Raw genomic sequence first — 13,779 nt, 5'->3', positions numbered from 1 at the left:
TCCGCCCAGGAAAAGGTTCATTTTTTGATTTTTAGGTTCTGTCTGGACCTTACTCCTCGTTATTCGGTGCTAATCCATAATATATAATGCCATACTATCCATATGGGGAGGTTGATTTAATGTCCATTCAAGGGCGACATTTATTCACATCCGAGTCCGTAACCGAAGGGCATCCGGATAAAATCTGTGACCAGATCTCCGATGCGGTTCTTGATGCATTCCTGGCGAATGATCCAAATGCCCGGGTAGCCTGTGAAGTATCCGTTGCTACAGGTCTTGTACTTGTAATCGGTGAGATCAGCACGAAATCGGAATATGTAGATATCCCTTCAATCGTACGCAATACGATTAAAGAAATTGGTTATACTCGTGCCAAATACGGCTTTGACTATAATACCTGTGCGGTGCTGACATCCTTAAATGAGCAATCTGCGGATATCGCTCAAGGGGTCAACGCAGCTCTCGAACATCGTGATCCGACACAAATGGATAAGGAAACGGAAAACATTGGTGCGGGCGACCAAGGTCTAATGTTTGGTTTTGCGACGAATGAGACGCCTGAATTAATGCCGCTCCCGATTGCACTTTCTCATCGTATTGCCCGCCGTCTCTCCGAGGTTCGTAAAGATGGTACGCTGGACTATCTTCGCCCTGACGGCAAGACTCAAGTTACTATCGAATACGTCGATGGCAAGCCGAAGCGCGTCGATACGATTGTAGTATCCACTCAGCATGCTGAAGATATTACATTGGAACAGATTCAACATGATATTAAAGAACAAGTAATCCTTCCAGTAGTTCCTGCAGAATTGCTTGATGGAGAGACTAAATACTATATTAATCCAACTGGCCGCTTTGTTATTGGTGGACCACAAGGGGATGCAGGTCTTACAGGACGTAAGATTATCGTTGATACCTATGGCGGATATGCGCGTCATGGCGGCGGTGCCTTCTCCGGTAAGGATCCGACGAAGGTTGACCGTTCTGCCGCGTATGCAGCACGTTATGTAGCGAAGAACCTCGTAGCTGCAGGTTTGGCTGATAAGGTAGAAATTCAACTAGCTTATGCAATCGGTGTTGCTAGTCCGGTATCCATTAATGTGGATACTTACGGTACAGGCAGAGTTCCGGAAGAGAAGCTGGTTGAGCTTGTACGCAACAATTTTGATCTTCGTCCAGCTGGTATTATTCGCATGCTGGATCTACGCCGTCCGATTTATCGTCAGACAGCTGCTTACGGACATTTTGGCCGTACAGATGTGGACTTGCCTTGGGAGCGTCTCGATAAGGTGGAGGTTCTGAAAGAGCAAGCTGGACTTTAATTTTATAATTTGCACATCACATAAAATATACGGATATTCATTTCTATTAGGGAGTGAGTATCCGTTTTATTTTTGCGTATCTTCTAAACTCGGCATTGCTTTTTGCCGTTAATAATAGTAAGTATGCGTATCATTGCCGTGTGGCATTTTTTACATAAAGATAGAGAGAGGAAGGTTGCTAGAGTGAGAAGAAGATTATCAGTGATACTAGCTGTTACCCTGGTACTGAATATGGTGCTTGGGATGATTGCATCGGCAGCGGAAGAAACATCGTTTAAAGTAGCGGTGACTCCTGCTAATGGGGAAAAAGGGGTTCCAGTTGGAATTAAATCCATCAAGCTTTCCTTTGATCGTGATGTTCGAGAGGGGGATGGCTCGATACAAGTATTCAATAATGGGAATTTGGTTGCAGAGAAGAAGATTATTTCCCAAGGGTATGTCATTAGATCAATAGAAGTAAGTCTTCCTTCTGATTTAGAATACAACACTACTTATAGCGTGGTGGGGAATGAAGGTGCTTTTGTAGATGCTACAAAAGAAAGCGTGAAATCAGAAGCGATTAATCTGACTTTTACAACAATAAGTGATCCAAACAGTAAACCACCCGTTAGTATTAATGACCAATTAATTCCTGCAAAGGGTACTACGATACCAGGAACCTCACAGGAAATCAGTTTGACGTTTAATAAACCTGTCTGGGCTGGCGGCGGCAATGTGTCGTTGGTTCGAGCATCCACGAATGAATCTGTCAGACTCACACCGAAAGCTGCAGGGGACACTAAGGAATCCTTTACAGTAGATCGGCTTGTTCCAGGAGAACGTTATTATATATTGATCGATAAGAATGCATATAAAGATATCGATAACCAGTATTTCGCTGGAATTGGCAATGCTCAGGACTGGTATTTCAATGTGCAAGGGTCAGCAGTGGGATGGAATGGCTCTAACGCTACAGTACCTAAGAATGGCGCTAGCGGAGTTGATATTAAAACGAAAGGGCAATTGAATTTCACTCGTCCGGTATACCCGAATGCCGGAAAGGTTACAGTGGAGTCCAAAAACGGCAAGACAAATATTGATGTTACTTCCTCTAATGTAAAAGGTGGGGGAACAACAAGTATTGCGATTGATTGGCCAGAACTAAGTTATAATACGACTTATACCGTAAATGTACCGCAAGGTGCTTTTAAGGATGCTGATGGTAACGATACTCCTTCTACCTCATGGTCCTTTACGACTGCGACGGCTGCCTCAGGTACCTTATCGATAAGTAATCTATATCCTAGCGATCGCAGCACGAATGTATCCGTCTCAAGCAATATGACAGCTACATTTAATCGCAATATCACGTTACTAGACGCATCAAAGGTAACTTTAAAGATGCAAGGCTCAAATACATCTGTAGCCGCAAAGACAACAGCATCTAGTAATAAGCTGTACATTACTCCAAACGCTAATTTAAGAGATGGTGCAACCTATTATATCGATATTGCCTCAGGTGCCGTAGCGGATGCCGTTACGGGGGCAGTTTTCAATGGGATAAACGGTTCATCAAGCTGGACATTCCAAACAGGAACAAAAGATAAGACTGCACCAGTATTGCAAAGTGCAACGATGTATACGAATTCGATGATTCGGCTGTTATACAATAAAACGCTCGATTCATCCATTAACCTACTGACCACTAGCTTCACGGTAACTGTAAACGGAGAGACGCGTCGCATCAGCAATGCTTATATTTCCAGTGAGAGCGTGTATGTGACTTTGGAGACGGGGGTAGCTGTAGGGCAAAATGTAAGAGTCGGATATACTTCCAATGGAGTAAGACCGATTCAGGATTTATCCGGGAATGTGGCTGCATCTTTTTCTAGTAAGGATGTAACGAATGGCATTGATTCTGTGCTGCCGAAGCCGAAGGAAGGCATTGTTTCCGGCAGTACGCTGACTCTTTATTTTAGCGATACCCTGAAGAGTGTCTCAACCTATGCCTATGAGCAGTTCCGTGTAACAGTAGATGGGTATTCCAGAGGGATCGATCGTATCTATCAAAGCGGTTCTTCGGTCACGCTCTACCTAACTAGTTCTGTATCTAACGGAGATAATGTAAAAGTCTCTTATTACCCTGGTTCTTATCCGCTTCAAGATTATCGTGGACAGAATATCCCATCTTTTGAGGATTATTATGTTCGCAATACTTATGATACGAAGCCACCGGAGTTTACAAGTGCAGAAGGTTCAGGCAATAAAATTGTTCTGTCCTATAACGAAGCTTTGAAAACAACGAATATCCCAATGAAAAGTCAGTTCTCTGTGCTTGTTAACAACTCACCTGTATATGTAACCAATGTAGAAATTGTGTCTAATCAGGTGATTCTGACGCTAGCTTCTTCGTTTAATCAGGGACAGAATGTGACAGTATCCTATGTGTCTGGTATTGGCGGGATTGCTGACTTGAACGGTAATCTGGCGGGATATATCAATTTGGAACCTGTACAGTACAATGTGGTGGTTGAAGGGATCCGTTCCGCTGTAGTTCGTGGGGATACGATCACGATTAGTTATAATAAGACTTTGAGATCGGTCACAGTGTTTCCGATAAATCAGTTCTACGTCGGGGTGGACGGTCTGAGCCAGAGCATACAGTCTGTGAGCGTGAGCGGTGATGCTGTCACTATAAAGTTATATAATTCAGTGAAGTCTGGTCAGAACGTGGTAGTGACATATACATCCAGTGGAACGTTGTTATACGATAATGATAATAATGTGATGAAAGGCTACACCAACTTACCGGTAACGAATTTATCCGATGGGACAACTTCGCCTGGTGATAACGGACAGCCAAGTTATCTTACGAAGTGGGCGAATAATGATTTTGGGGTCAATGGCTATACGCTCCCTGTTAACGCTGCTCAGACCTCTTCAGACAAGTCGAAGAATGGACAATCCATCTCTTTGTATACTCTAGATAGTGCAAAGTTAAAAAGCTCGTTAAGCTTCTTGTCAGGCATTAATGAGCCCCAGAAGATTCTAGTGTTTGAGGTTCCAAATACGCAGAAGGCCGCTAAGGTTTCAATACCACTAAATCCTTTAATGGAATCATACACCTCGGGGAACACTACTTCGTTAGGTGTAAAATTTGGGGATGTGTTGTATGAGGTACCGCTGAAGGAAATACCATTCACGGATATTTCCAGGGCTCTAAATACGGGGTATTTTGGCTCGGTGAACCTTACGATTCAGCTTGAGGCTCTTACCTCAACTACTAATACCCCATTAAGTTCTAGCAGTGGAGTAAGCGTATCTAAATTAAATAACCCGGTTGAGGTGTATGTTTCGGCTGGAATGACGGGAAGTACGGCAGTGACTGAAGTTTCTCATACTGGGAAGTTATATTATAAAATTACAAGACAAGTTCCATTAAGTACAGCATCACTGGTCAAATACGATACAAATACGCAAGCAGTTGTTTATACCCCATCGAAGGCAATGAATAAAGGAGCCGGCATGGTTATTTCCGGAAAAGTTACTGGAAATTCTGTCGTTATGCCTATAGTGGGTTACAGCTACTTTAGCGATATTAACAAGCATTGGGCTAAGAATGATATTTCAGAATTAGCTGGGAAATTAATCGTGGGACCGCGATCAAATAACAGCGCTATTTTCGAACCGGATAAGAACATCACACGTGCGGAATTCGCTATGTTCATTGCCAAGGGATTGGGGCTTTCCAAGGATGAATCGAGTGCAAGCCGCTTCCCGGATGTCATCGCGGGCTCGGAGGCTGGAGCTTACATTGGGGCAGCAGCTAAGGCTGGGATTATCAACGGGAACTCCGATGGAACATTCAAGCCAAATAGTAATATTACTCGTGAGCAAATGGCGCTGATGATGGTGCGGGCGATGGAGTATGCGGGGTATGAGGTTACTAATACTGGAACGCAGACGTTGACGAAATTCAAGGACGCGGCGAAAATCCAGAACAAGCAGACCGTCGCCAAGGCTGTACAGGAAGGCATCATCCAAGGGATGACGCAGACGACCTTCCAGCCGCAAGGCAATGCTACCCGTGCTCAAGCTGCAGTAATGCTAAAGCGGGTGCTGGATAAGTTGAATAGTTAAGTTTTAGGAAGGTTCAATCCACCATATGGGTGGGTTGAACCTTTTTATTATGTAAGTAACTCTATATTTGCAAGCGAATGAGTGGCATCGCAATAACACATAAGTAACCCGATGGATGAATAAGTGCTTATGTACACCTATTTTGGACAAATGCCAAGATTTCTGTTGAATAGTTGCATATATGCACTTATCTCTGCGAATTCGTGGAGCGTAGAACGGAAATTTAGAAAATAGTTGCGTATGCGCACTTAAATCATTCGTTATGAGCTGTTTGGAGGTAAATAGTTGTATTTAAGCATTTATTTCTAAAGATAGTTGATGGTTTACTCTATGACCCTATGGTTTAGTTATAAGGCAAGCATATATAGGCTTTCAGTTCATAATTCGTAGAATTCCAACCGTTCACTTAACTTATAATAACGGATTCTTGTTCCATTGCCTGAATAGACAGCCTGAAGCTTACCTTGATCGACAAGAGATTTCAAGACTTTGATAGCGGTACGGTAATTAATGTCCAAGTGTTGGATAACGTCTGCTGGACGAATAGGCTTTGTTCTGGAAATAGCAAATTGAATGATTTCCTGTTCTGCAAGTGATAACAGATTGGTACTTTTATGTGAAGGATGGTATCTACTGAGCAGCATGCGCAGCAGCCAGATACACTGCTCAGGGCGATGGGCGATATCATCATACGCGAAAGAGATTACCCGAAACCCTGCGATTTGTAGGAAGAGCTCGCGGTTGAGTTCATCGCAATATTTTTGCCTATCCATATCTTGTACATGAGGCCCGTAACCTTTAATCTCTATAATTAACTTCAGGCCTTTGGGTAAATAGGCAAAATCACCAAAATAGGATCTTCTGCGCCAATCCAGGATTTCATACTCGGGATGCAGATTCTCAAAGTTTGCAAAAAGAGGCCACCAGACTTTTTTAAGAAATAGAGTCTCCCCATGCCCGTGTCCGCGAAGAAGCCTGCCTCGGCGCTCACCGGTGCGCTGTTCTACATGCTTATCGATAAAGGCTTGATGTGCTGCTTCGAATTTCATTCTTAATACCTCCTGAGAATGATTATGGAACGAAAAAACGTCCCGACCATTCTGATAAATGGTGGGACGTTCTACGCCACATTAGGTATGTAAATTTACTTCAATTCTATCAGATTTATGAACCGATTTCTATGTGAGCAAGGTAGTCAGAATGGGGATATAAGGAGACAGGTGGTCATTAATCGTATTTTATACAATTAGATTTTCGCTAATAAGAAAAGGGTGTAAAAAATTGGATTTCCTACAGTTAAATTATCTGAAACCCCAAGTTTGAAGCAAAACGGGAAATTTAGTTGTACTATTTACAACTAATTCTCGAAGAATGCGAGTATCGTCTGAAATAGTTGTATGATTTCCATTTATTCCCCAAAGTAGCTAGCGATTAAGTTAGAGAAAAGGAGTTTTTCCGGATTTCTCTAGATTTCTTTCCAGCTCTTACCCCAATTCTCCTCCTTTCCCAAGAAAATTACTACTTTTTCGTAACTTTTTTGGAGAAATGTAGTCTATTAATAGTGTAATAGATTGTTGTGAGAGAGATAGATGGAATGATTATTGTATAAAAGATGGGAGAGTAGCAAATTTCATGGTAGTCAGAAGAGAGGTAACTGGACAAGAGGCGACGGAAAAAGAGAACAAGTGGGTACGCATGGCAGCGAATCATGGGAAAAAGCTGATGCTGGTAACAATGGCCGGACTGATATGGATCCAGCCTGTAGTAAGCCTGGGGCCATTTAGCGGGAATGCTTCGAGGGCACATGCGGCAGCGGAACAGACAGTTAAGCTGAGTGATGACATTATTACATCGGGTGCCAGACTCGTAAAATATCAATATACGACGACACGCTCGGGCAAGCAAGTCAAAGTGTTGACCGATGTGATTGAAGTCGATCTAACCAATCCATATGTACAACTGGATGTTATGACGGGCAAGGGGGGGCAATTAACGACTAGACAGACGGTCCAAGGCATGACGAATGACACAGGGGCCGTAGCTGGGGTTAATGGCGACTTCTTCCCAATGAGCGGCCAAGGCGTCGCAATGGGCGGAGCGGTGTCTCAGGGAACAGTAGTCACGAGCCCTTCTCAGCTGGAAGGGATGTATGCGTTTGCTGTAACGAATGACGGGACACCAATGATTGATAGATTCGAGTTTACGGGAACGGTATTTGCTGCAGATGGATCGACCTTCCCGCTAGCTGGCATTAACCAGGAAGCATATCGTACGGAACCGGATAAAGGCTACAGCCATGTGAATAAAATGTATATCTACACGAGCGCGTGGAAGTCGGAGACGCGTCCTGCAGATAGCTCAACGACACCTACGGAGGTATTGGTTCAGAACGGTATTATTCAACAGATTTCTATGAAATCAGCGATTCCGGGACCCGTGCCTGCGGATGGGTATATTTTGCGTGCTCATGGACAAGCAGCGGATTATATTGCCAGCCACCTATCCGTTGGGCAGCAGGTCGATACCAATTACGAGCTTCGTTCTCTGACTAGTGGTCAAGAGATCAACCCAGCTAATCTTAAAATGATGATCGGCGGTCATACTTTGCTGGTCGATCAGGGGAAGGCTTCACAGTTTACCCGCCCGACGACTTCGATCAGCGGCAGCAGTGCAGTAGCGAGAACTGCAGTGGGCTACTCGAAGGATGGTAAGACAGCGTACATCATTACGGCGGAGAAGAACAATAACAGCAGCGGCTTGACGCTGGCTGAGCTGCAGAAGTTTATGACTAGCATCGGTGTCTGGAAAGGTCTAAATCTTGACGGCGGTGGGTCGACAACGATGGCGACGCGTCCACTTGCCGAGACTTCAACTACACTGACTTTTACGACCTCGAATGGATCGGCGGGACAACGTGCCGTGGCGAATGGCCTTGGCGTGTTCTCGACGGCTCCACAAGGAACGCTGAAGGGACTGAAGGTTAGCGGTCCGTCCACTCTATTGATTGGGCAGACAGCTTCCTATAGCTTGAAAGGATATGATACGTACTACAATCCAGTCGATGCCTCAGGAATTCAAGCGAGCTGGAAGTCGGATAACGGGAATGTAACCTGGACGGGTGATGGCTTCAAAGCCGTTAAATCCGGCAAATCGCAAATTACCGCTGTAAGCGGAGATGCCAAGAATAGCATGAATGTTACCGTTCTTGGCGGCAGCGATCTGGACAGCTTGAGTGCAGGAATCTCCTCTGCGCCGCTTGAGGCAGGAACTTCGGTTAGTGTAGCGGTAACGGCTACATTGAAGAATGGCAGCACGGTGACGGTTCCGGCAGAAGCGGTGAAATGGGAAATGACCGGCATGAAGGCAAGCGTGAAGGATGGCGTACTCTCCGTGCAATCCGTGAATGCGGGTGCTAAGATGGGCTATGCAACACCTAAATATGATGGCTTCAGCGGAACGCCAATCGTATTTACTACATCATCCGAGCAAATCTGGGAGAATTTTGAGAATACCTCGTATCCGGTATCATTCACAGGCTTGCCAGCTGAAGTGAAAGGAACTGCAGCGGTGGTGCAAGGGACAGATGATCGTGCAAATTCGAAAGTCCTGAAGCTTGACTATGATCTGACTGGCGGGGTAGGCAATAAATTTGGCTACGCCCAGCTGAATGGGACAACCGGCAAAGAAATTCCGAAGGATTCCACCAAGATGACGATCGATGTCCTGGGTGATTCCAGCTTGAATTGGCTGCGCGCTGAGTTCGCAGATGCGGACGGCAAGAGCATCTATGTCGATTTGACCAAGCAGATTGACTTCACAGGCTGGAGAACGATGACGGTCGATCTGACGGCAAGCGCCATGAAATATCCGGCTAAGCTCAAACGGCTCTATGTTGTGAATCTTGAAGAGGGCCAGGATGAGCGTGCGCTTACGGGCAGCGTATCTTTTGACAATATTCGTTTCACTGCTCCGGCTGCGGATGGAGGCGGCACAGGTTTGCCTAGCGCCAATGCAGTGATGACCATTGGGCAGAAGACGATGCTCGTCAATGGACAGAAGAAGAGTATGGATGTAGCTCCATTGTTGAAGAATGGTACGACATATATTCCGGTCAAATATGTGCTTGACTCTTTTGGCGGCAGCGCGACCTGGAATAATACGGCTAAGAAAATTACCGTAACTCGGGAGACGACAGTACTTGAGCTTACTGTAAACAAGAAGGAATTCATTCTTAACGGTTCCAAGAAACAGGCAGATGTATCGCCTATTATCGTGGATAGTAGGACTCTGGTCCCTCTTCGTCTAGTATCAGAACAGCTAGGGATCGTGGTAAAATGGGACAAGAAAACCAAATCCATCACCCTAGAATCATGATATGATAATTGGTAATAGACGGTTTTTTGGAAATGGAGTAGGTCTAAGTGGCGGATTATCAAGATCAGGCTGATGCGATTGATCGCGTTATTAAGAACGCCGTAGGCGTTATGGAGAATAGTAAAATTCAAATCCTGCAAATACTAGAATCTGCGCGTGATGAGCTAAGGACGCTGAACAATGAGCTGCAACAGGTTATGAAGGAAACCGCGGAGACCGTGGAAAAGGTGGACCAGCTCGAAATCAATTATCGCAGATCCCGTATCGGGCTGACGGAAGTCAGCCTGGATTTTGTGCGGTATAATGAAGAGGATATCAAGCAGGCCTATGAGAAGGCTACACAGCTTCAACTGGATCTATTAATCTACCGGGAAAAAGAAATGTATCTTAAGGCCCGTCGCGATGAGCTGCAAAAAAGAGTGCGCGGTGTAGAGAAATCAGTAGAGCGCGCGGAAACAGTGAGTGCGCAAATGGGCGTAGTTCTTGAGTACCTGTCCGGTGAGCTTGGTCAAGTGACAAGAATCCTTGAATCAGCCAAAAATCGCCAGATGTTAGGCCTTAAGATCATTTTGGCACAGGAAGAAGAGCGCAAACGCATCTCCCGAGAAATTCATGATGGGCCTGCGCAACTACTTGCCAATTTAGTTCTTAGGACGGAAATTGTAGAAAGAATGCTCGCAAAGCAGGAATTTAAGATGGTACAGGACGAAATAATAGATTTGAAAAGACAAGTTCGCTTCAGCTTGGAAGAGATGCGAAAGGTCATTTTCAATCTACGTCCGATGGCCCTGGATGATCTGGGATTAATACCAGCTGTGCGGAAGTATGTACATGATTTTGAAGAGAGAACGAAGATCAGAGCTACCTTTGAGACGAAGGGCAAGGAACAGCGGATGACCTCTCCTATGGAGGCGGCGATTTTTCGGCTGATCCAGGAGGCTCTGACCAATGCGGCTAAGCATGCCTGTCCGACCTTCGTCGGCGTGGATATTACTTACCAAGCCCAGCTCGTCAAGATCGTTGTACAAGACAATGGTCTCGGTTTCAGAGTAGATCAACTGGAGCAAGAGACGAAGGGACATACCCACTTCGGGCTGATTGGCATGAGGGAACGGGTAGAACTCTTGGAAGGCAGAATGGACATTGAATCAACGGAAAACATGGGAACGAAAATTATTATCCACATTCCGACAAACACAGATAAGGGAAAGGAGAACCTAGATGGATAATCACAATGTAACTGATGGGCAGGCAATAAAGGTCCTCTTAGCTGATGATCACCAATTGTTTCGTGAGGGATTGAAACGGATATTAAATATGGAAGAGGATATCGAAGTAATTGGTGAGTGCAGTGACGGTTCTCAGGTGTTAGAGAGCTGTCGTCTTTACGATCCGGAAATCGTGCTTATGGATATTAACATGCCGATATTGAACGGAGTCGATGCGACAGCTGAGCTTCGTGAGGCTTTGCCGGAAGTGAAGGTAATTATACTATCGATTCATGATGACGAGAGCTACGTGTTCGAGACCCTACGCAAAGGTGCGACAGGTTATTTATTGAAGGATATGGAGGCAGAGTCGCTGATTAATGCGATTCGTACTGTTGCCGAAGGTAACGCCTTTATTCATCCAAAGGTAACAGGCAAGCTGATTCAACAGCTGCGACGGATGGAATATTTGAGTGAGACAGGTGCGATCTCGGAGGATAATGCGATACGAGAGGCCGGAGTCAAGTTCGTTGCCGGTGATAATAATCCTTTGACACGCAGAGAAGCCGAGGTACTGAGGCTAATGGCTGAGGGCCGTAGCAATAAGACGATTGGCGAGCATTTGTTCATTAGTGAGAAAACGGTAAAGAACCATGTGAGCAGCATTCTGCAAAAAATGGATGTTGATGATCGTACACAAGCGGTTATTAATGCGATCAAGTTCGGATGGGTTACTCTTTAATTATTACTGATGTATGAGCATTGGCAATGATAGGAGTAGCTGGCTTTTTGTTGCCCGAGCCTTCCATTATATTCATTAAATTGAAAAGAGAGGCGAGTTCATAGCCTTTTGGATATTTTGCATAGGTGTAAAGTTGGGTACATATCATAGCGTGATTTGTGCAATCTGTCCATTTCAAATGAGCCCAGTAACCGACCTCCTGAAAGCGGCATATATTGTCGGTATAAGCGAGAGTTCGAACCGTTCCTCCCGATGAGGGTGAGCGGTCTAAGCGACCTCTGCAGGGAGGTGAGTCCATGTTTCCATATATGGGTTGGATTCTGTTCGGTTACGGTATAGCGGCGGCGATGGTGCATTTGGTACACGGACAATATTTACGTATGCAGTCCAGGACTCATAAGCGGATGCATTATGTTCTGGTGACCCACAATCATGAACAGCAAATGGAGTGGTATTTAAGGGCTCTGTCTTGGTATGGACAGTGGCGCGGTAATGTGGTAAAGGTGACTGTCCTAGATGAGGAATCAGAGGACGATACGCTAGCGATCGCAGAGCGGCTCGGCCATCAGAATGGGATGGAGCTGAAGCTTACCCGCCTCGCAGCCGTGAGTGAAGAGGATATGAAGCGGTATATGCTATCCGCGGAAGAGCAGCAGGACGAGGCAGAGCATCGATTCTATATCGATCTTCGTTCGCCTGGGGAGGCGAATAAAATACCATATGTTCAGGTGTGACCAGATGGCATCCGTCAGAAATTATGATTCCGGCGGTTTTAGCATAACAACGGAATATAACGTTTTTAAAGTGTGAAGCACACTCTTTCATGGCTTAGGCCGGGGGAGTGTGCTTTTTTGTGTTGATAAATGGAGGGAGGTGTTGTTGCTGTTAGAGGCTGTGTTTGTGCATCGTTCGCATTTCTCCCTGTGCACCCGATGCGTGGTCCGGGGCATGCTTAGATGGCTGTCCACCATATAAGTGCTTAGTTGCAACTATTTTAGGCTTATCGAGTGGATTTTAGGCGGATAGATGCCAATATACAGTTATTTGTAGGATTTGGGTCGCTAGTAAGGGGAAAGTGAGGGAATAGTTGCGCGTATGCAGTTAAATTATCGGTTTAGCGCAAATGTCTTCGAATAGGTGTATATATGCATTTAACGTATTACATATCTTTGTTCCCTTGTGAGAACTGGAGCAAAAAGAATTAGATAGGCAAGAAAACTCTTTGAAGGAGGGACAGGCGATGAAGGTCGCTGTATATGCGGTTAGGCTGGAAAAGGTCTGGAAGTTGAGGATCAGTCTCGATATTGGTACGGATCTAGGCTGGTGTCTGGAAGAGAGAGGATGGCTTATATCGAAGGAAGGTGGGCATGGTTTAGGAGCTGGGCTTCAGGTCGAGAGAGGCTTAGGGATGATTCTGTTATCCATGTCTATGCCACTCGGTTGGGCAGTGCAGCTGCGGGATTTATTTCAATCAAAGCCAGAGATGGATCACTGGAAGCTGAAGCGATGGCATGAATACATACGTGGAGCTCTTAAAGGAGAGCTTGAACAAGAAAGAAAAGGGGGAGCAGGTGGGCCTAACGATGGGGAAGGTTTGTTGGGATTAAGGTCTGGCGATCTGTTGTGGACAAGGCGGAAAGGGCTGACCCGATCTGGTGAGAGGATAGTGGAGCAGTATGGGAGGGGAGATGGCGGAGCTTCAGGTACCTTTAGTAGGGGAATTAGGGGCGAAGAGACTTTGGAGGCTGAGTCGTTGCAAGTAGAGACGCTAGAGCGGAGGGCGCGGGATGGAGCGAATCTGGTAGGGGTGATCACGCAGCCCAAGGAAGCAGAGATGGAGGTGCTAGCGGGCCGTATTGCAGCCGCGCTGGAGGGGCGTTCGCTGCTGGAGGCGGAGCTGCAGCAGCTTCTGGTGGAGCGCCTGCCGGAGCTTGTCCCGGCGTGGCGCTCCGCCGTTCAACACGCGCACCTGCAAGGGCGCGTGCAGCTTACCGCGGGCGTGGCGACTGTCGCC

At 45.8% G+C, this 13,779-nt stretch carries 7 protein-coding genes and 1 pseudogene; 7 read left to right on the top strand and 1 reads right to left on the bottom strand.

The window, feature by feature from the left end; translation table 11 throughout:
• The first annotated feature begins 119 nt into the window (after window positions 1–119).
• Window positions 120–1,322 (top strand): methionine adenosyltransferase, encoded by a 1,203-nt coding sequence (gene metK / locus ABD014_RS21365; protein WP_343864684.1) that lies wholly within the window; start codon window positions 120–122, stop codon window positions 1,320–1,322.
• A gap of 183 nt (window positions 1,323–1,505) precedes the next feature.
• Window positions 1,506–5,441 (top strand): SwmB domain-containing protein, encoded by a 3,936-nt coding sequence (locus ABD014_RS21360; RefSeq protein WP_343864682.1) that lies wholly within the window; start codon window positions 1,506–1,508, stop codon window positions 5,439–5,441.
• A gap of 377 nt (window positions 5,442–5,818) precedes the next feature.
• Here the strand turns inward: ABD014_RS21360 and ABD014_RS21355 are convergent, their stop codons facing one another.
• Window positions 5,819–6,490 (bottom strand): PDDEXK family nuclease, encoded by a 672-nt coding sequence (locus ABD014_RS21355; RefSeq protein ID WP_343864680.1) that lies wholly within the window; start codon window positions 6,488–6,490, stop codon window positions 5,819–5,821.
• Between the two features lie 583 nt (window positions 6,491–7,073).
• Between ABD014_RS21355 and ABD014_RS21350 the strand changes: the two genes are divergently transcribed.
• From ABD014_RS21350 to ABD014_RS21330, 5 genes and pseudogenes are all read left to right on the top strand, one after another.
• A complete protein-coding gene (locus tag ABD014_RS21350; protein ID WP_343864679.1) occupies window positions 7,074–9,815 on the top strand; it encodes a stalk domain-containing protein in 2,742 nt (913 codons plus the stop codon).
• A gap of 47 nt (window positions 9,816–9,862) precedes the next feature.
• Window positions 9,863–11,044, top strand: a complete 1,182-nt coding sequence (locus ABD014_RS21345; protein ID WP_343864677.1) for a sensor histidine kinase — start codon at window positions 9,863–9,865, stop codon at window positions 11,042–11,044.
• On the top strand, window positions 11,037–11,765 hold the full coding sequence (locus ABD014_RS21340; protein ID WP_343864675.1) for a response regulator: 729 nt from the start codon (window positions 11,037–11,039) through the stop codon (window positions 11,763–11,765). Before ABD014_RS21345 ends, ABD014_RS21340 begins: the two co-directional genes overlap by 8 nt.
• A 296-nt stretch (window positions 11,766–12,061) precedes the next feature.
• Window positions 12,062–12,499: a hypothetical protein gene (locus ABD014_RS21335; protein ID WP_343864673.1), complete on the top strand. Its 438-nt coding sequence runs from the start codon at window positions 12,062–12,064 to the stop codon at window positions 12,497–12,499.
• 506 nt (window positions 12,500–13,005) lie between these two features.
• A pseudogene (locus tag ABD014_RS21330) lies at window positions 13,006–13,779 on the top strand (hypothetical protein); the annotation flags it as partial.

The organism is Paenibacillus motobuensis (genome assembly GCF_039521865.1).
In the GTDB taxonomy this organism is placed as follows: Bacteria; Bacillota; Bacilli; order Paenibacillales; family Paenibacillaceae; genus Fontibacillus; species Fontibacillus motobuensis.
This window is presented reverse-complemented; position numbering and strand designations above follow the sequence as displayed.

What these genes read in the sequence shown, in the direction of transcription:
- ABD014_RS21340 (WP_343864675.1), top strand. Translation starts at nt 11,037, where the DNA reads ATGGATAATCACAATGTAACTGATGGGCAGGCAATAAAGGTCCTCTTA.
- metK (WP_343864684.1), top strand. Translation starts at nt 120, where the DNA reads ATGTCCATTCAAGGGCGACATTTATTCACATCCGAGTCCGTAACCGAA.
- ABD014_RS21350 (WP_343864679.1), top strand. Translation starts at nt 7,074, where the DNA reads ATGGTAGTCAGAAGAGAGGTAACTGGACAAGAGGCGACGGAAAAAGAG.
- ABD014_RS21355 (WP_343864680.1), bottom strand. Translation starts at nt 6,490, where the DNA reads ATGAAATTCGAAGCAGCACATCAAGCCTTTATCGATAAGCATGTAGAA.
- ABD014_RS21335 (WP_343864673.1), top strand. Translation starts at nt 12,062, where the DNA reads ATGTTTCCATATATGGGTTGGATTCTGTTCGGTTACGGTATAGCGGCG.